This is a genomic window from Methylophilales bacterium, from assembly GCA_019823025.1.
Lineage (GTDB): Bacteria > Pseudomonadota > Gammaproteobacteria > Burkholderiales > Methylophilaceae > BACL14.
This window is the reverse complement of the sequence record CP081940.1, coordinates 924,580-943,653: the sequence shown is the minus strand read 5'-3', so window position 1 is coordinate 943,653 and position 19,074 is coordinate 924,580. Positions and strand designations below refer to the sequence as shown.

Here is a 19,074-nt window from a genome sequence, read left to right as displayed (position 1 = left end):
AAATTATGATTAAAGTCTTACAAAAATATAAAAAAAGAATTGATATGCCCCTTTTAGCTATTACTTCCGTCATTATATTTCTGGGCTTGATTAGTTTATCAGGGAGCAATTTAGACACTTCGAGTATTATTATTAGTCAAGTTATAAATATTTTTGTTGGACTGATAGTTTTTACAATTTTAGTCTTTACCAATCCTCGTATTTTGTTTTGGTACGCTCCTGTGTTGTTTTTAATCACTATATTTTTATTAATCTTAGTGCATTTTTTTGGGGTAGAAAGTAATGGGGCGAAAAGGTGGTTAGCTTTTGGCGTTTTAAACCTACAACCTTCTGAATTAATGAAAATTACCTTACCAATAATGATAGCTTGGCTTTATCAACAGTATCAAAATAAGATTTCTTTACGACTCCACTTCACAGCCATCTTTTTAATTTGTATTCCCGTCTACCTTGTATTACTTCAACCTGATTTAGGCACATCTATCATGATTGCCTTGTCTGGTTTTTTGATTATTTTTTTAGCGGGCATTTCCTGGCGTTTAATAATCTTGTCTATGATTTTTACCATTCTTTCCTCACCTCTCATCTGGATCAATCTTCATGCTTATCAAAAAAATAGGATCATTAATATGTTTGATCCTTTTGTTGATCCATTAGGTGCTGGCTATCATACAATTCAATCCATGATTGCCATAGGTTCGGGTGGTGGTTTTGGGAAAGGTTGGGGAGAAGGATCACAAACAAATTTAAATTTTTTACCAGAAGCGAACACTGATTTTATTTTTGCTGTCTATTCTGAGGAATTTGGTTTTTTTGGTGTAACTATAATTTTTGTTTTGTTTTTTCTGCTTATATTCAGGATATTTATTTTGGCAAACAATATGCAAAGTACGTTCTCAAAGCTTTTAACTGTATCCCTAGGTGTTTCAATTTTTAGCGCTATTTTTGTCAACATTGCAATGATTAGTGGATTAGTTCCAATTGTCGGCTTACCATTACCTTTTATGAGTTATGGAGGCACATCCATGGTAGTTTCATTGGCTAGTGTCGGTATAATAATGAGCTTAAATTATCATAAAACTTTAATAGCAAATTAAATAAAAACTATGAGACAGCTTATTTTAAATATATTTTTTTTGATTTTTATTGTTGGCTGTGCTTCAAAAGATTATTCAATTGATGAATTATTTGAAGATGGCGGGGAAATAGACACAACGCCTGAAGATTCAATTAAATATGTTTGTAATCAAAAAAAATATTTCTTTGTTCGTTACGTTGGTGATGATAAAGAAAGTCTTTGGATAATTTTTCCAAAAAGAGAAATTAAACTTGATAAAACAGAAATTTCGAATGTTTTTTCAAATGGAATTACTAAATTAGTATTTAATGAGAAGACCACCACCGTCAAAAAAGAAGATACTATTTTATATAGTGAATGCGCCGTACAATTTGAATAAAATATGATTTAATAATTAAACATCTTACTTTATTAAATATTTTAATTTATTTATTTTATTTAAAGTAAAATAAAAAATTTTTTACAGGGATAGTCATGATACTAGAGTCTGAGTTTGTTGATTTAAATACACCAACAGGAATAATGAGAACTTATGTTCATAGGCCAAAATCAACCTCGAAGTTTCCTGCTATTCTTTTTTATTCAGAAATTTTTCAACAAACAGGCCCAATAGAAAGAGCTGCCAAAATTTTAGCAAGCCACGGATTTGTAGTTTTGGTGCCCGAAGTTTTTCATGAACTTAATGAAATTGGCACCGTGCTTAATTACGATGATGCAGGAAGAGATAAAGGCAATGCTGATAAATCTGAAAAAGATGTTCAATCATATGATTCAGATAATCAAGCCATGATTGACTGGATCGAAACACAAAAGTGGTCAAATGGTCATATCGGTGCAATGGGTTTTTGCATTGGTGGTCATCTTGCATTTAGAGCTGCTCTTAATCCAAGTATTAAGGCTACAGCCTGCTTTTATGCTACAGATCTTCATACAAATACAATCCCAAATAAACCTGGACAGCACAGTATGGAAAGACTTTCAGACATTCAGGGTGAATTATTAATGATTTGGGGAAAGCAAGATAATCATATACCTACTGAGAAACGAACAAATATACATCAACAACTGCTAGATACTAAAATTAAATTCAGCTGGCATGAATTTAATGCTCAACATGCTTTTATGAGAGATGAGGGCGAAAGATATGATGCTGAACTTGCAGCAATATGTTATCAGTTAACTTTCGGCCTATTTAATAGAGCTTTAAAAAGCTAAACGCAATCAGAAAAAGCTTCGAGTGCTCTATGAAAATTGTTGTGGTTTATTTTTTTTATCTCTTTTGATTGAGTTTTAACATCACTTTCAAGTTTTAAATTAGAAGTGTCAGTTTGCACTTGGTAAAGCTGAGGATTTGTTTTTTTTCTTTTCAAAATATTTTTTTCCTTTTGGGAATTTAAAAATTATTGGGATTTTGTCCCAATTACTGTTATATGATAAAGGTTATAGTAATAAATTCAAATTTTTTAATTTTAAAAATAACCTGATGAAAATTTACGTTAATGGGCAACAAAAAAGTTTTGAAGCTTCAGAAATGTGCCTTACTACATTAATTAAAGAATTAGCACTTAATGAAAAAAAGTTTGCCATAGAATATAATGGGGAAATAATTTCAAAAAGTAATTTCTCTCAAACCTTTTTAAAAGAGGGTGACAAACTCGAGATTGTTATAGCCGTAGGTGGCGGCTAATTAATGGAATCAGACAAATTTTTAATTGCAGGAAAACATTATTTATCTAGGCTTCTAGTAGGCACAGGTAAATATAAAGATTTTAAAGAAACCCAAACAGCTATAAAAGAAAGTGGTGCAGAGATTGTGACGGTTGCAATTAGAAGAACTAATATTGGACAAGATATTAAAGAAGAATCTTTGTTAGATTTTATACCCAAGGAAAAATATACATATTTACCCAATACAGCAGGATGTTATACAAAAGATGATGCCATTAGAACATTGCGACTTGCGAGAGAACTTTTAGACGGACATAACCTTGTCAAATTAGAGGTCTTAGGTGATCCAAATACGCTATATCCGAATGTTGTTGAAACTGTAGAGGCTGCCAAAATTTTAATTAAGGAAGGATTTGATGTCATGGTTTATACATCAGATGATCCTATTATTGCAAAAGAACTTGAAGATATAGGCTGCTGTGCCATCATGCCATTAGCATCACTCATCGGTTCTGGAATGGGTATCTTAAACCCTCATAATTTAGAAATTATCATTGATAATGCAAAGGTTCCAGTCATTGTAGACGCAGGCGTAGGTACTGCTTCAGATGCAGTTATTGCAATGGAGCTTGGTTGTGATGGGGTTTTAATGAATACAGCCATTGCGGCTGCCGAAAATCCTATTTTAATGGCGGCTGCAATGAAAAAAGCTATTGAATCAGGGAGGGAGGCTTTCCTAGCAGGTAGGATGAAGAAAAAGTTTTATCAAGCAGACCCAAGCTCACCAACTTCAGGATTAATTAAGTGATGGATAAAGAGAATAACCATATTTTAATTAAAGTGACACCAAATTTTATTGAAAAAAATTCTATGATTGAATTCAATAAATACGTTTTTGCTTATGAGGTTGAGATTAAAAATGAAAGCCAACAACCCATACAATTAATCAGCAGGCATTGGATAATTGAGAATTCAAAGTTTGAAAAATTTGAAGTTAAAGGAGAGGGTGTGATTGGAGAGCAACCAACAATCGCTCCTGGAGAAGTTTACAATTATTCAAGTTTCACTGAAATTAGCACCCCCTCGGGTTTTATGTGGGGCTCTTATCAAATGTTAACAGAGAGCGAAATAAGCTTTGATGTTGAAATTCCAAAGTTTGAGTTAAATATGCCGAGAACACTGCATTGATCAGCTCACCTAGATTACTGATTGTTTTGTTTTTATTCCTAGCGGGCTGTCAAGATGCTCAACCACCTGTAGATTGTAATTGCCCTGAAGTAGAACCGCCGGTCGTTGAAGAAAAAAAAGAAGTCAAATTTAAACCCTACAGCTTTCTTAAAGAAACATACTGGAGTGACATTGAGTATGCACTCTCGGAAGACTACTTGATTCTCGCATGGCCTGCTTGGATGAGAAGCTGCTCAACGCTTATCAATAAAAAATCTTGGCGTAAAGTTTGTGAGCAAGCTTATTTAATTGGCTCGTCTCCAAGTAATGACGAAATAATTAATTACTACAGAAATTATTTTAATTTATATCAAGCAACAAATAATGACGGCTCAAAAGAAGGATTAATTACAGGATATTATCAGCCTGTACTTCAGGGCAATTGGGAGAAAACAAAAAAATACAATATTCCCCTATACTCTATTCCTGACGATTTAATAACGGTCAATCTAAGTGAAATTTATCCTGACTTAAAGTATAAAAGATTGAGAGGAAGAGTTGAGGGTAATAAATTAGTCCCTTACTTTACAAGAGATGAAATTACAGAAAAAGTGGCCCCTCTAAAAGGGAATGAATTAGTTTGGGTCAATAATGCCGTTGAAGCTTTTTTTCTGGAAATTCAAGGATCCGGTGTCATTGAGTTTAATAATGGCAAAAGAATTCAAATTGGATATGCAGATCAAAATGGACACCCCTATCGCTCAATGGGCCGTGCACTTATTCGAGCGGGAGAATTGCAAAGAGGTAAGGTTTCTATGCAAAGTATTAAAAAATGGGCAAAAAATAATAAAAAGAAATTAAGAAAATTCTTAAGCGCTAACCCAAGTTATGTATTTTTTAGAATTCTGCCAGAAGGCTTACCTGGCCCAATTGGCGCACTTGGTGTTCCCATAACATCTGAAAGATCAGTTGCTATAGATCGTAGGTATGTCCCACTTGGTGCGCCTATTTTTCTCAAGACAACTAAACCAAATACTGATATCCCTATAAAACAGCTTATGATTGCTCAAGATACTGGTGGTGCCATTAATGGTGGTGTTAGAGCAGATTTTTATTGGGGGCAAGGAAATGAAGCTGGCAAGATGGCTGGCAAAATGAAACAAGATGGTCGGATATGGGTTTTGTTACCTAAAGGCTTTAAGCTTCCATAAAAAAAGGAACTCAAAGAGTTCCTTTTTTTAATATAAAGTAAATAAACAATTACTTGTTCATTACGTACATTGTTACTTCAAAACCGAAACGCATTTCAGTTGCAACTGGTGTTGTCCACATAATATGATCTCCTTTCAATTTTTAAATTCTACTAAATAAATAATAGTGATGTAAATATACATGGATTGCTAATTAATCTGTTATGAAAATACCCTAAGTAAAATCATGAACGTAAAATATTATATACAATAAAAAAAAAGGCCCACCAAACGGTGGGCCTTTAATCACTCTAAAATTACAGGAGGATAATTAAGAGTGGTACGCAGTCTCTCCGTGAGAAGTAGTATCAAGTCCAGTTCTTTCGCTTTCATCTGAAACCCTCATACCCACTACGGAATTGACAATTTTATATAAGACGAAGGTTGCAATAGCACACCAAACAATTGTTATGCCAACACTCTTCGCTTGAATAACAAATTGAGAAGCCATTGATACGCCTTCATCAAAACCAACTCCACCAAATGTTGGTGACATTAAAATTGCTAATCCTAGTGCGCCGACTATGCCTGCTACACCGTGAATACCAAATACGTCTAATGAGTCATCGTAACCAATCGCTTTTTTAAGACTAGTACAAGCCCAGTAAGCAAATATTGAAGCTACGAAGCCAAGGATAATTGCGCCCATCGGACCCACTACCGCACAAGCTGGAGTGATTGCAACTAGGCCTGAAATCGCACCCGACACACCACCTAACAATGAAGCTTTGCCTTTTTGTAGAGACTCAATAAATAACCAACCTAGTACTGCGGCAGCGGCTGCAATTTGCGTATTAATCATCACTGCACCTGCTACACCATCGGCAGCTAGTTCACTACCAACATTGAAACCGAACCAACCTGCCCAAAGTAAGGCAGCGCCAATCAACGTCATTGGCATATTGTGTGGAGGCATTGGCTCTTTACCAAAGCCAATTCTTGGTCCAATTAAAAGTGCTAAGACTAATGCTGCGATACCTGCATTAATATGAACTACGGTACCACCAGCGAAATCAATTGCACCCATTTCTGCGATAAGTCCGCCGCCCCAAACCATATGACATATTGGAAGATAAACAATCGTAAACCAGCCTGTCATAAATAAAAGCATACCTGAGAACTTAATTCTTTCCGCAAATCCACCAACAATCAATGCGGGTGTTAGTGCTGCAAAAGTAAGTTGGAAAGTCACAAAAACAAATTCAGGAATTGTGCCTGACACTGTATCAGGGGTAATGCCATTTAAAAATGCTGCGCCAAAACCACCCGCAATCATTTGTCCCCAAGGCGTTCCTGTGCCATCAGAAAAAGCCACACTATATCCGTAAATAACCCAGAGTATTGACATTAAAGAAAAGGTCACAAAAACCTGCATCAAGACCGATAACATGTTTTTAGATCTGACTAACCCGCCATAAAATAATGCTAAGCCAGGAATAGCCATCACGATCACTAATATTGTTGCTACGATCATCCAGGCAGTATCACCTGAGTTAAGTGTGGGAGCCTCCTCAACTGCTTCTTCCACAACGAGCACATCTTGTTCTGCAACTAAAACTGTTTCTTGAGTGATATCAAAGACTTCGTTTGACACACCTATTTGTGAAAAACTAAGAAGGAAGAGGCTTAATAAACCAATGACTCCTAATTTTGAAAATATTTTATTCATGATTGTCTCCTTAAAGAGCATCTTCGCCGGTTTCACCGGTTCGGATTCGTTGAACTTGATCAAGTGACATTACAAAGATCTTGCCATCACCAATTTTTCCAGTGAGTGCAGACTTTGAAATAGCCTCGATAACTTTTTTTGTGAGTTTGTCGGAGACGGCAATTTCAATTTTCACCTTAGGTAAGAAATCGATAACGTACTCTGCTCCTCGGTAAAGCTCTGTATGGCCTTTTTGACGACCAAACCCTTTGACTTCTGTGACGGTAATTCCTTGAACACCTATCTCAGAAAGGGCTTCCCTTACTTCATCAAGCTTGAACGGCTTGATAATTGCACTAATTAATTTCATATTTATTCCCCTTAAATATATAAACCTTGTATGTGGTAAATAAAGGTGCAGGGTTTACGACTACACCTTTATATTCAATTTAGAATCCTGCGCTTAAGTAAGCTCCAACCGTAGAATCACCAAGATAAGTAGTACCTACTGTCCAAGCAGCTTTGTCTTGGTCAGTGTCTGTATAGAATGCACCTGCTGAAAAATTATCATTAATCGCATAATCTACATTCACCTTCCAGTCTGTATAGTCCCAATCATAACCATCACCTTGCCCACCAAAAGTTTGGTGTCCAACATGACCTGATAATGTTAGCGGTGAAGAACCAATTGGAACATCAACGGTAAGGTCGTGGTACATTTCACCATCCATATTCGCAAAGCCCCATGCCTCATCAGAAACTACAACATAGTTCGTAACACTTGTTGAAAATGCTCCATCCAACCAGTCTTTACTAAATCCAAAATAAACCTCTGTGGCGTCAGTATCAGCCACACCTTCTGTATTATTGCCTGGATAATAAAACTGAAGAACACCAATATCAAAACCTAAACCCCAAAAACCAAGATCGGTTGCCCAGCCTGCGTAAACATCAATCTCAATACTGTTTTTATCCATATAACCACCTGCAGTCGTCCAATCTACATTGGATGCCCAAGTACCCGCATATAAACCACTTGAATGTTCCACATCAAATCCACCTTGAATTGCAGGCTCATTTTGTGTCTGAGTGTAGCCACGGAATATATAATCTGAATATAAGCCTACATTTCCACTAAAACTAAAATCATCAAGCATCGAAGGTGCTTTAACATCTTCTACCTCATCAGCCGCAAAGCTCATTGGTGCAACTGAAAATAATGCTCCTATAACAGCTGCTTTAATTAATTTCTTGTTCATACTACTTTCTCCTTTTAAAATATCGTTGACGCCTTTTGTTTGCGTACACTTATATGTAAAGCAAAAACCGTGCCAACTTTGTTATTTTCTAAATTTTTTTGTTTTTTTTAATCTAATTTGGGGAATAAATTAAATTAATTGATTAACAATAAAATATAAAAAACCTGTTAAAATCAACGTTTTACGGAAAGAATATATGGTAGATAAAGAAACAATTCAAGAAATTTCACAAAAAATTAAAAATATTATTTCTGATTCACCAATAAGTGACATTGAGGATAATATAAATGCACTATTAAAGAGCATGTTCACCAAAATGGACCTTATTACCAGGGAAGAATTTGATGTACAAACCGGCGTTCTCAAGAAAACACGCGAAAAACTTGAGAGGCTAGAAGAACAATTATCTAAAATTGAAAAGAATATAAAGTAAAGGGAAAAAAAATTTGTCATCTGAAATAGAAGCTGAATTAAATGAAATCCTTAGTAATCGAATTATGATTATGGATGGTGCTACGGGCACGATGATCCAACAACATAACTTGACAGAGGATGATTACCGAGGTGGCAAAGATGGAAAATTCATCAATTTTTCTGCCCCTAAAGGGGAACGAGAGCTTTTCTTAAAAGGCAACAACGAACTACTTAGCCTGACACAACCGCAAATAATAAAGAAAATCCATGAAGATTATCTCGATGCTGGTGCAGATATCATAGAAACGAATACATTTGGAGCTAATAGCATTGCACAAGATGATTACTATATGCCCCACCTGATTTATGAGATGAATTTTGAATCAGCCAGACTTGCAAAAGAAGCAACAAAAAAAATTAGCACGCCTGAAAAACCTAGGTTTGTCGCAGGGGCAATTGGGCCAACGCCTAAAACAGCATCGATATCACCTGACGTCAATGATCCAGGTGCACGAAATGTCGATTTTGACCAACTAGTAGCATCTTATAAGGAGCAAACAAAATCTCTTATTGAGGGTGGTGTTGATATTATTTTAGTTGAGACAGTCTTTGATACATTAAATTGTAAAGCTGCCTTATTTGCCATTGACCATGTGTTTGAAGAAAATTCTAAAAAATTACCTCTTATGATTTCTGGAACTGTGACTGATGCTTCGGGCAGAATATTATCTGGACAAACGGTTAGTGCATTTTGGAACTCTATAAGGCATGCAAAACCATTAACGATAGGATTAAATTGTGCATTGGGTGCAGCTCTTATGCGACCTTATGCTGAAGAACTATCAAGGATTGCAGATACCAATATATGTATCTATCCAAATGCAGGGCTTCCAAACCCAATGTCAGATACAGGTTTTGATGAAAAGCCACATGACACCTCAGAACTTTTAAAAGAATTTGCTGATAGTGGATTTGTGAATATTGCTGGTGGTTGTTGTGGAACAACACCGGATCATATCAAAGCAATTGCTAATCAGTTAGAAAATGTACAACCTCGAAAACTTCCAACACAAGAAGTATTCACTAGGCTTGCTGGACTTGAGCCATTGAGTATAAAAGAAGATACCCTGTTTATTAATGTTGGTGAAAGAACTAATGTTACGGGCTCTAAAGCTTTTGCTCGACTAATTATCGAAGAAAAATTTGAGGAAGCAGTATCCGTTGCAAGGCAACAAGTTGAAAATGGCGCTCAAGTTATAGACATAAATATGGATGAAGGCATGCTTGACTCACTTAATGCCATGAAATATTTCCTAAATTTAATTGCCTCTGAACCCGATATTGCTCGTATTCCCATAATGATTGACTCATCGAAATGGGAGGTCATTGAAGCTGGTTTGAAGTGTGTTCAAGGTAAAGCTATCGTCAACTCAATCTCTATTAAAGAAGGAGAGGAAGAATTTTTAAAACACGCTCAATTGTGTAGAAATTTTGGTGCTGCAATTATAGTCATGGCCTTTGACGAGCAAGGTCAAGCTGATACCTATGAACGTAAAATTGAAATATGCAAGCGTGCTTACGATATCCTCACCCAAAAGTTGGACTTTCCGCCTGAGGATATTATTTTTGATCCGAATATCTTTGCTGTGGCAACTGGTATTGAGGAACACAATAATTATGCTGTAGATTTTATTAACGCCACTAAATGGATCAAGGAAAATCTTCCATACGCTAAAATTTCAGGCGGTGTATCAAATGTTAGTTTTAGCTTTCGTGGAAACGATCAAGCAAGAGAAGCCATACATACCGTTTTCTTGCATCATGCAATAAAAGCAGGTTTAACGATGGGAATTGTAAATGCTGGAATGATTGGACTTTATGATGACCTCAGTAAAGAACTAAAAGAGGCTGTTGAAGACGTCATTTTAAATCGTAGGCCAGATGCTACTGAAAGAATGATTGATATGGCCGGCACACTTAAAGGCAGTAAAAAAGAAGAATTAAAACTTAATTGGAGAGGGAACGATGAAAATCCGCTACCCATTGAGAAAAAAATTGAGTATGCATTAGTGCATGGCGTGACAGACTTTATAGTCGAGGATACTGAAGAAGCCCGACTTAAAATTATGAATAGCGAAGGTGGCAGACCCATCAATGTCATTGAAGGTCCCCTTATGGATGGAATGAATGTTGTAGGTGATCTATTTGGTCAAGGCAAAATGTTCCTGCCTCAAGTTGTAAAATCAGCAAGAGTAATGAAACAGGCTGTTGCCCATCTTGTTCCATTTATTGAGAAAGAAAAAGAAGAGGATGAAAAAAGAACAGGTATTAAAGCAAAGCCTAAAGGAAAAATGCTAATTGCAACCGTAAAGGGTGATGTCCATGATATCGGGAAAAATATCGTGTCGGTCGTATTGCAATGTAATAACTTTGAAGTAGTTAACATGGGTGTAATGGTTCCCGCTGCTGAAATACTTGCAAAAGCAAAAGAGGAAAACGTAGACATTATTGGTTTATCCGGCTTAATTACACCTTCTTTAGAAGAAATGTCTAATGTAGCCAGTGAGATGCAACGTGATTCGTATTTCAAAGAAAATAACATTCCTTTGCTCATTGGTGGGGCAACGACATCCCGTGCCCATACAGCCGTAAAAATATCTGAACATTATGATGGACCTGTTGTGCATGTTTCTGATGCATCTCGATCAGTATCCGTGATGCAATCTTTGATGGATCCAAAACAAAAAATGGAATACATCGTCAATTTATCTAAAGACTATGAAAACGTTCGACAATTGCACTCAAAGAAAAAGGGAGCAACATTCATATCTATTGATGACGCACGAAAAAATAAATTAGACCTTGAGTTTAATCCGAAGAAACCAAAATTTGTCGGTAGAAGAGTCTTTAAAAACATTGATCTTAATTTAATAAAAGAATATATAGATTGGTCTCCTTTTTTCCAAACCTGGGACCTTCATGGAAAATATCCTGATATTCTCTCAGACAAAGTAGTTGGTAAAAGTGCCTCTGATCTGTTTAAAGAAGCACAAAAAATGTTAAATAAACTTATTAACGAAAAAAAATTAAAAGCAAACGGTGTTGTTGGTTTTTACCCTGCCAATTCTATCAATGATGATGATATTGAAATATTTAAAGATGAATCCATGGAATTAGCTTTTACCTATTATTGCTTAAGGCAGCAAACAGAAAAACCTGTAATTAAAGGTACTCAAAAACCCAATCTGTGTTTAGCAGATTTTATTTCGCCAAAAGAAAATAATGTCACAGATTACATAGGTCTCTTTGCTGTTACTTCAGGCATAAATGCTGATATCTATGAGGATATGTTTATGAAGGCTGAAGATGATTACAGCAGCATCATGGTCAAAGCCATCACAGATAGATTGGCTGAAGCTTTTGCAGAGTATATGCATGATAGAGTTCGCCAAGATCTATGGGGATATCAAAAAGAAAAACTGAGCAATGAAGCAATGATAAAAGAAAAATATCAAGGAATAAGGCCAGCTCCAGGCTATCCAGCTTGTCCTGAACATACAGTTAAGAATGATATATTTGCATTGCTTCGGGCAAAAGAGATAGGTATGGAACTAACAGAGGGGATGTCAATGATGCCGGCTTCCTCAGTTAGTGGTTTTTACTTTGCGCACCCAGAAGCGAAATATTTTAGTGTTGATAAGATTGATGAAGATCAAATTAATGACATGGCTAAAAGAAGATCTATATCTAAAGAACAATTAAAAAAATGGCTTGCATCGAGTCTTAAATAAATATGCACATTCATATATTAGGTATATGTGGAACATTTATGGCAGGGATAGCCTCTCTCGCAAAATCAAAAGGCTTTAAGGTTACTGGGTGTGATCAAAACGTATATCCACCCATGTCAACCCAACTAGAGGGGCAGGGAATTGAAATCATTGAAGGATTTAATCCTTCTCAAGTAGAACTCAACCCAGATACTTATATAGTTGGCAATATTGTCAAAAGAGGTAACCCTCTTATGGAAACTATATTAAATGAGGGTCTTGCATTCCAATCAGGTCCCCAATGGCTATATGAAAATATTCTTCATGAAAAATGGGTTATAGCTGTCGCAGGTACACATGGCAAAACAACTACAACAGCTATGCTCACATGGATTTTTGAATATGCTGGGTTCGGCCCGAGTTACTTGATTGGTGGGATTCCAACAAACTTAAAGTCCTCTTCTAGATTTATAGAAAATAAAAAGTCAAATTTTTTTATAATCGAAGCAGATGAATATGACACAGCTTTCTTTGATAAACGTTCCAAGTTTATTCATTATCATCCTCGTACACTTGTTATGAACAATTTGGAATTTGATCACGCAGATATTTTTGACGATCTAGATCATATAAAGAAGCATTTTCACCATCTAGTTAGAATAATTCCTGAAAATGGTCGTGTAATTTCAAATGCACAGAGTAAGGCGCTCGATTCAGTCATTAAATTGGGTATTTGGTCTGAGTTAGAATTTTTTAATAATGATAAGGGATGGTCATATCAATGGGTTGATAATAAAAATTCTATTGATATTTTATATAAGAATAAAAAACAAGGATTACTCGATTGGGAATTAATAGGTGACCATAATGCTTCAAATGCATTGGCTGCAATTGCAGCAGCTAATCATATTGACATCCCTATTTCCAAATCTATTGAAGCTTTAAACTCATTTAAAGGCGTTAAAAGGAGAATGGAAAAAATTGGTGAATACAAGAATAATATTAAAGTTTATGATGATTTTGCGCATCATCCATCTGCTATCAAAAGCACATTGGATGGAATGAAAAAAATGCAAAAAGGTCGAATTATTGCTGTAATTGAGCCAAGATCAAATACCATGAAGCTAGGAAGTATGAAGAAAGATTTACGAGACAGTCTTACGTCAGCCGATATGATCTATTGCTATAAAAATAATTTAGATTGGGATCCGTCCGAGTTGTTTAAAAATGATCAAAAAGTAAGAGTTTCAAATAGTACGCAATGGATTTTAGATAGTATCATTGAAGAAAAAAAAGCAAATGATCAAATTGTATTCATGAGCAATGGTGGATTTGCAGGAATTCAAAACAAATGTTTAAATTTATTTGAAAATGAAGAATGACAGTAGCATAAAATTTACGCCCCTTAAAATAACAGTAGCCATCATTATTTCATTGATTCTTCACCTTGTATTTTTTACAAATTTTAATTTTAAACAGCTTTTTATATCCAAAAATAATAATCAATCAAATGAATTAGAAATTTTCGTTACCCAAAAAATAGAAACGCCTATAAACCAGACTAAAGCGCAAAAACCAATAAAAACGGATGGCTTTGAAAAAAAATTATTAAACAAGACCCCCGTAAAAAAAGACAAAGAAGTCAAACAGGTAATCGAGGATGATTTATCTACAAATTCAAAGAGCATTCAAAATGAAGAGGTAGAAGCTCAAAAAAAACCAATTGATAAAGAAAAGATTTTATCTAATTTAAGTCAATTAGATTTCAATGTTAAACCACAAACACAAAATGAAAATTTAAGAATTAAAAATATATCCGCTAAGTCTCCAGAATATATTTATCGTTTATACTTTGAAGCTTGGAAGAAAAAAGTCGAGCGAATGGGATCTATGAACTACCCTGAGGCTGCAAAAATAAATAATAGCTTTAGTAACTTGGTAATGAAGGTCACTATTAATTCGGATGGTTTAGTTCATAATATTGCCATCATAAAAAGTTCTGGAAATGAAGATTTAGATATTGCGGCTGCAGATATAGTGAAAAATGGTTCACCTTATGCTCCTTTCAGTGAGCAAATGAAAAGAGAAGTTGATCAAGTTAATATCACAAGAATCTGGAAGTTTATTGAAGATCAAAATTTTTCTACGGCTGAATAATGTCTTATTATAAATATCACATCTTCTTTTGTCTTAATCAAAGGAATGATGGGGAACAATGTTGCAATAATTATAGCGCTAGCGACTGTTTCAATTATATGAAGCATAAACTTAAATCGTTAGATTTATACGGGATTAATCTATCAAGAGTTAACCGAGCTGGATGTTTAAACAGATGTAAGGAAGGTCCGTTATTAGTTATATATCCTGAAGAAACATGGTATCGATATGTTGATAATGAAGATATTGACGAAATCATCAATGAGCATATTACTCATGGGAGAAAAGTGACACGTTTATTAATTTAGATTTTTTATGATAAAGCTATTTATATTTTTTCTTACCTGACTTGATATCTTCGTTTTTTTAAATTTTTTTTGCTCCGACCAAATAGTGCCTGGAAAATGATTATCATCGTAAAATCTTGGGATTACGTGCCAATGAACATGTGGTGTTAAATTTCCAAGAGAAGCTAAATTAATTTTATCAGGCTTATAGTAAATTTTAATTGCTGACTCCACAATAAATACGAGCTTCATTAATTCATCTCTTTCGCTCTCATCGAGATCAGTCATTTCCTTGATATGTTGAATATGCTCTACCCGATAATATGCAGAGTATGATGGATCATCTATTTCAATGATCCTGAATTTACTATTTTTCCAAACAATTGGATAAACTGGAGGTTGGCACAGTTCACATTTATCCAATTATGAAACCTCGAGCATTTTATCAAGGGTAAGTCTTGCTAAATCAGCCTCTTTTTGGGGAACCTTAATTATGTTGACAGGATTTTCTTCGATAAGACTTTCTAACGTCCATGCTAGATGTTGAGGATCAATTCTTGCCATAGTTGAGCACTCACAAATGACATGTGACATAAATTTCACAAGCTTACCTTCAGCCTTCATTTCTTTTGCAAGGCGATTGACTAAATTAAGCTCTGTTCCAACTAACCACTCAGTTCCAGGGTTTGCATTTTCTATAGTACGAAGAATAAATTCCGTCGAACCTACTAAATCTGAATTTTTACACACATCAAATGGAGCCTCTGGATGTGAAATAACATTTCCATTGGGATAGTTTTTTTTAAAATCTTCGATACTCTCCACTCTGAACATTTGATGGACAGCACAATGACCTTTCCACAATAAAATTTTAGAATCTATAATTTGTTTTTCTGTAAGTCCTCCTAATGGAAGATCTGGATCCCAAACTGGCATCTTATCAAGAGGTATACCCATCTTATATCCCGTCCATCTGCCTAAATTTTGATCTGGAAAGAAGAGTGCTTTCTCTTTTTGCTTAAAAGCCCAATTTAAAATTTTAGGTGCATTTGTTGACGTACAAACAATGCCCTGATGTTCACCACAAAAGGCTTTAAGATCCGCTGCTGAATTAATATATGTCACAGGGGTAATTTTTTCATCAAAGTCTAACACCTTTGAAATCTCCCTATACGTCCTTTCAACCTTAGCTAGGTTGGCCATATCAGCCATCGAACAACCAGCGGACAAATCTGGAAGTATAGTAGTTTGATTGTCCCTTGATAAAATATCTGAGACTTCTGCCATAAAATGAACGCCTAAAAATACAATGTATTTTGCTTCCACATTTTGAACATGCTGTGCTAATTTTAAGGAGTCCCCAGCAAAGTCAGCGTGCCGGTATACTGCTTCGTTTTGATAATGGTGGCCAAGGATAAGTAGATCTTTACCTAATATTTTTTTTGCCTTAATAATTCTTTCCTGGCAATCTTCATCTTTTAATTTTTGAAAAGAATCGAAGTTAATAGTAGATATATTCATTGGATAAATTTTAACTTACAATTGATTTGATTTCGCATAATTTTTCTAATGCTTTACGGTTCGTCCAAGAAAACACTTTGGACTTAGCTTCTTCAATACCAACCCATTCATATTCCAGATGTTCTCTTGGTGCTATTGTGATATCAATCTTTCTTGGAAGTTCCATACCAAAAATATGCTCCGTGTTCTTAGAAACATTGGGTGGGTAACGATGTCTCCAATGAGTGAAAATTTCATACTCATGGTTAAGGTTCCAGTCTTGTAAAGCATATTGATTTGGGTTTATCCCAGTCTCTTCAAAAACTTCTCTTCGAGCAGCTTCATAAGGCGATTCCTCAGGTTCTAGGCTTCCTGTCACAGACTGCCAGTAATCTTTTTTGTCAGCTCGACTTAGCAGTAAAATGTCATTCTTTTTTGTATAAATTACAATTAAGGACGATACAGGTATTTTATATTTACGAGTTTTCAAATATTAGGTAATTTAAATATAATGTTTTCTTCGATCCCGTTCATTTCATCAATCAAAACATCGTAGTTTCTCTTTATCTTTTTTATAAGATTTTTAACTAAAATTTCTGGTGCCGAGGCTCCTGCAGTAATTCCAATCTTTTTTTTATTCAATAATATAGATAAATCAAAGTTTTCTATATTACCAACAAGTACTGATTCAACTCCTTCTTGTTTTGCAAGTTCAGCTAATCTAGAAGAATTTGAGCTATTTGAAGATCCCACAACAATAATCAGCTCTTTATCTTTTATTAATGATTTAATTGCATCTTGACGATTTTGCGTTGCGTAACAGATATCACTTTTATTTGGCCCTGAAATATTAGGATATTTTTCCTTTAATTTATTTATGATCTCTTTTGTTTCGTCAATTGATAAGGTTGTTTGTGTTACATAGCTAATTTTTTCTGTATTTTTAATCCTAAGTCTATCTACATCTCCAAGGTTTTGTACTAAGAAGGTTTTGTCATTATCATCAACTTGCCCCATTGTTCCATCAACTTCTGGGTGGCCTTCGTGGCCTATCATAATAATAATGTGCCCCTTTTTATTTTGTTGGATAACTTCTTTATGGACTTTTGTGACCAATGGACATGTTGCATCAATAGGAATGAGATTAAAATCGCTTGCCTTTTTTCTAACTAATTTCGATACACCATGAGCACTATAAATTACATGGCTTCCCTTTGGAATATCTTCCATATCCTCAACAAAAATGGCGCCCTTTCTTTTTAAATTCTCAATGACAAACTCGTTATGGACAACCTCATGTCTCACATAAATAGGTGCCCCATATTTTTCAAGCGCTTTATCAACAATTGTAATTGCTCTATCAACGCCAGCACAAAAACCTCTAGGCTCCGCTAATGTAATATGTATTTCTTTCTTCATTCAGCAATTAGGATTCTGGTAGAACCTTTTCCCCTTTAATAAGCTGATCAAAAGTCTCTTTCTCTCTGATAATATGAGTTTTGGCTTTATCAATCATCAGTTCGTATAGCCGTGGCCTCGTATTATAGTTTGAGCTCATTGACATTGCATAAGCCCCAGTATCCATGATAACTAAAATATTATTAGGTTCTATACTAATGACTCTATCTTTTCCAATGAAATCACCTGTTTCACAAATGGGCCCCACAATGTCAAAAACAGATTCCTTATCAGCTGTCTCTGAGGTATTGACTATCTTGTGGAATGCACCATATAAGGAGGGTCGCATAAGATCATTCATTGCAGCATCTATAATTGCAAAGTTCTTATCTTGGGTTTTTTTAACATATTCTACTTTAGTCAAAATAACACCTGCATCTGCCATAATTACCCTACCAGGTTCTAATAGAATCTTGAAATCCCTTCCTTTAGTTAATGTGGTAACTGCTTTTGCATAGTCATCATAGGGAATAGCTTTTTCATCCTCGTAACTGATTCCGATGCCTCCACCAATGTCCATATGTTCAATCTTTATACCTTCTACCTCTAATTTATCGATTAAAGCAATTAACTTTTTTATAGAATCCTCAAATGGTTTAAGATCCGTTATTTGTGAACCAATATGACAATCAATTCCTTTTATTAAAATTGAATCCATTGTTTTAGCCTTTTTGTATAAATTCAAGGCAGATTCTTCACTTACGCCAAATTTGTTCTCTTTAAGACCTGTTGATATATATGGGTGGGTATTAGCATTAACATCAGGGTTAACCCTAATGGAAATAGATGCATGTTTACTTAATGATTTTGCTATTTCTTGAATTTTTGTGAGCTCACCCTCTGATTCAATATTAAAAGCAAGAATATTATTTTCGATAGCTAATTTAATTTCTTCAGAAGTTTTACCTACGCCAGAGAAAACAATTTTTTTAGGGTCACCATCAGCCGCAATGACTCTTCTCAGTTCACCCCCTGAAACGATATCAAAACCTGCTCCATTTTTTGCAAGTAAATTTAATATTGCAAGATTGGAATTTGCTTTAACAGCAAAACAAATAAGGTGATCTACATTTTTAAACGCAGATTCTAGGTTCTTAAAGTTATCTACTATTCTTTTTTTAGAATAAATATAAGTTGGGGTAGCATACTTTTCTATAATTGAATCGATACAAACGTCTTCGACAAAAAATTTATCTTTTTTATTAATTAAAATTGAAGATTTCATTTACGCTAGCTGTTTTTGATCAGTAATTTCATCTTTATATTTATTAAGCTGAGATTGGGGGTATTTCTCCTCAGGAATATAAAGCTCTCCTTTCGTACCACAGCCAACTAGTATAAGAAAATAAAAACAAATTAAAAAAGAATATTTTTTCATATGCGTATTTTATCATTAATAAATAGTAATTTTTTTCTCA

The 19,074-nt window shown here is 34.8% G+C and carries 23 protein-coding genes; 12 read left to right on the top strand and 11 right to left on the bottom strand.

The window, feature by feature from the left end; all coding sequences use genetic code 11:
- Window positions 1-5: 5 nt before the first annotated feature.
- The 3 genes from rodA (at window position 6) to K6112_05035 (ending at window position 2,293) form a co-directional block, all read left to right on the top strand.
- A complete protein-coding gene (gene rodA, locus K6112_05045) occupies window positions 6-1,097 on the top strand; it encodes a rod shape-determining protein RodA (protein QZP17393.1) in 1,092 nt (363 codons plus the stop codon).
- A 9-nt stretch (window positions 1,098-1,106) separates the two neighbouring features.
- Window positions 1,107-1,457 carry a hypothetical protein gene (locus tag K6112_05040; protein ID QZP17392.1) on the top strand — a complete coding sequence of 117 codons (351 nt, stop codon included), beginning with the start codon at window positions 1,107-1,109 and terminating at the stop codon, window positions 1,455-1,457.
- A gap of 95 nt (window positions 1,458-1,552) precedes the next feature.
- Window positions 1,553-2,293, top strand: coding sequence for a dienelactone hydrolase family protein (locus K6112_05035; protein ID QZP17391.1), 741 nt, complete (start codon window positions 1,553-1,555; stop codon window positions 2,291-2,293).
- On the opposite strand, the gene K6112_05030 is transcribed toward K6112_05035, so the two are convergent.
- On the bottom strand, window positions 2,290-2,448 hold the full coding sequence (locus tag K6112_05030) for a hypothetical protein (protein ID QZP17390.1): 159 nt from the start codon (window positions 2,446-2,448) through the stop codon (window positions 2,290-2,292). The genes K6112_05035 and K6112_05030 overlap by 4 nt on opposite strands.
- A gap of 113 nt (window positions 2,449-2,561) precedes the next feature.
- On the opposite strand from K6112_05030, the gene thiS reads away from it, so the two are divergent.
- Genes thiS through K6112_05010 form a run of 4 tightly spaced genes read left to right on the top strand, consistent with a single transcriptional unit; the run spans window position 2,562 to window position 5,124 of the window.
- Window positions 2,562-2,765 carry a sulfur carrier protein ThiS gene (gene thiS, locus K6112_05025; protein ID QZP17389.1) on the top strand — a complete coding sequence of 68 codons (204 nt, stop codon included), beginning with the start codon at window positions 2,562-2,564 and terminating at the stop codon, window positions 2,763-2,765.
- A gap of 3 nt (window positions 2,766-2,768) precedes the next feature.
- Complete coding sequence (locus K6112_05020) at window positions 2,769-3,554, top strand: thiazole synthase (protein ID QZP17388.1); 786 nt, start codon at window positions 2,769-2,771, stop codon at window positions 3,552-3,554.
- Complete coding sequence (gene apaG / locus K6112_05015) at window positions 3,554-3,934, top strand: Co2+/Mg2+ efflux protein ApaG (protein ID QZP17387.1); 381 nt, start codon at window positions 3,554-3,556, stop codon at window positions 3,932-3,934. Before K6112_05020 ends, apaG begins: the two co-directional genes overlap by 1 nt.
- Window positions 3,931-5,124: an MltA domain-containing protein gene (locus K6112_05010; GenBank protein ID QZP17386.1), complete on the top strand. Its 1,194-nt coding sequence runs from the start codon at window positions 3,931-3,933 to the stop codon at window positions 5,122-5,124. The genes apaG and K6112_05010 overlap by 4 nt, the downstream gene beginning before the upstream one ends.
- A gap of 49 nt (window positions 5,125-5,173) precedes the next feature.
- Here the strand turns inward: K6112_05010 and pqqA are convergent, their stop codons facing one another.
- The 4 genes from pqqA to K6112_04990 all read right to left on the bottom strand — a co-directional run bounded on the left by pqqA (window position 5,174) and on the right by K6112_04990 (window position 8,070).
- On the bottom strand, window positions 5,174-5,245 hold the full coding sequence (pqqA, locus tag K6112_05005) for a pyrroloquinoline quinone precursor peptide PqqA (protein QZP18492.1): 72 nt from the start codon (window positions 5,243-5,245) through the stop codon (window positions 5,174-5,176).
- Between the two features lie 189 nt (window positions 5,246-5,434).
- Complete coding sequence (locus tag K6112_05000) at window positions 5,435-6,832, bottom strand: ammonium transporter (protein ID QZP17385.1); 1,398 nt, start codon at window positions 6,830-6,832, stop codon at window positions 5,435-5,437.
- A gap of 10 nt (window positions 6,833-6,842) precedes the next feature.
- A complete protein-coding gene (glnK, locus tag K6112_04995; GenBank protein ID QZP17384.1) occupies window positions 6,843-7,181 on the bottom strand; it encodes a P-II family nitrogen regulator in 339 nt (112 codons plus the stop codon).
- 79 nt (window positions 7,182-7,260) lie between these two features.
- Window positions 7,261-8,070 (bottom strand): TorF family putative porin, encoded by an 810-nt coding sequence (locus tag K6112_04990; GenBank protein QZP17383.1) that lies wholly within the window; start codon window positions 8,068-8,070, stop codon window positions 7,261-7,263.
- A gap of 196 nt (window positions 8,071-8,266) precedes the next feature.
- Between K6112_04990 and K6112_04985 the strand changes: the two genes are divergently transcribed.
- From K6112_04985 to K6112_04965, 5 genes are read left to right on the top strand one after another with little or no spacing between them, the layout of a single operon-like run.
- Window positions 8,267-8,503: an accessory factor UbiK family protein gene (locus K6112_04985; protein ID QZP17382.1), complete on the top strand. Its 237-nt coding sequence runs from the start codon at window positions 8,267-8,269 to the stop codon at window positions 8,501-8,503.
- A 13-nt stretch (window positions 8,504-8,516) separates the two neighbouring features.
- Entirely contained in the window at window positions 8,517-12,275 is a 3,759-nt protein-coding gene (gene metH, locus K6112_04980; GenBank protein QZP17381.1) for a methionine synthase, read from the top strand.
- 2 nt (window positions 12,276-12,277) lie between these two features.
- Window positions 12,278-13,636 (top strand): UDP-N-acetylmuramate:L-alanyl-gamma-D-glutamyl-meso-diaminopimelate ligase, encoded by a 1,359-nt coding sequence (gene mpl, locus K6112_04975; protein ID QZP17380.1) that lies wholly within the window; start codon window positions 12,278-12,280, stop codon window positions 13,634-13,636.
- On the top strand, window positions 13,626-14,411 hold the full coding sequence (locus K6112_04970) for a TonB family protein (protein ID QZP17379.1): 786 nt from the start codon (window positions 13,626-13,628) through the stop codon (window positions 14,409-14,411). The genes mpl and K6112_04970 overlap by 11 nt, the downstream gene beginning before the upstream one ends.
- A complete protein-coding gene (locus K6112_04965) occupies window positions 14,411-14,719 on the top strand; it encodes a (2Fe-2S) ferredoxin domain-containing protein (protein ID QZP17378.1) in 309 nt (102 codons plus the stop codon). Before K6112_04970 ends, K6112_04965 begins: the two co-directional genes overlap by 1 nt.
- Here the strand turns inward: K6112_04965 and K6112_04960 are convergent.
- Genes K6112_04960 through K6112_04935 form a run of 6 tightly spaced genes read right to left on the bottom strand, consistent with a single transcriptional unit; the run spans window position 14,711 to window position 19,034 of the window.
- Window positions 14,711-15,121 carry an HIT family protein gene (locus tag K6112_04960; GenBank protein QZP17377.1) on the bottom strand — a complete coding sequence of 137 codons (411 nt, stop codon included), beginning with the start codon at window positions 15,119-15,121 and terminating at the stop codon, window positions 14,711-14,713. The genes K6112_04965 and K6112_04960 overlap by 9 nt on opposite strands.
- Window positions 15,122-16,219 carry a quinolinate synthase NadA gene (gene nadA / locus K6112_04955; protein QZP17376.1) on the bottom strand — a complete coding sequence of 366 codons (1,098 nt, stop codon included), beginning with the start codon at window positions 16,217-16,219 and terminating at the stop codon, window positions 15,122-15,124.
- 10 nt (window positions 16,220-16,229) lie between these two features.
- The gene (gene nudB, locus K6112_04950; protein QZP17375.1) at window positions 16,230-16,688 is read right to left on the bottom strand and encodes a dihydroneopterin triphosphate diphosphatase; all 459 of its coding nucleotides are present in this window, start codon (window positions 16,686-16,688) and stop codon (window positions 16,230-16,232) included.
- The gene (ispH, locus tag K6112_04945) at window positions 16,685-17,617 is read right to left on the bottom strand and encodes a 4-hydroxy-3-methylbut-2-enyl diphosphate reductase (GenBank protein QZP17374.1); all 933 of its coding nucleotides are present in this window, start codon (window positions 17,615-17,617) and stop codon (window positions 16,685-16,687) included. The genes nudB and ispH overlap by 4 nt, the downstream gene beginning before the upstream one ends.
- A 7-nt stretch (window positions 17,618-17,624) precedes the next feature.
- Window positions 17,625-18,881 (bottom strand): diaminopimelate decarboxylase, encoded by a 1,257-nt coding sequence (lysA, locus tag K6112_04940; protein ID QZP17373.1) that lies wholly within the window; start codon window positions 18,879-18,881, stop codon window positions 17,625-17,627.
- Window positions 18,882-19,034, bottom strand: a complete 153-nt coding sequence (locus K6112_04935) for a hypothetical protein (protein QZP17372.1) — start codon at window positions 19,032-19,034, stop codon at window positions 18,882-18,884.
- Window positions 19,035-19,074 lie beyond the last annotated feature (40 nt).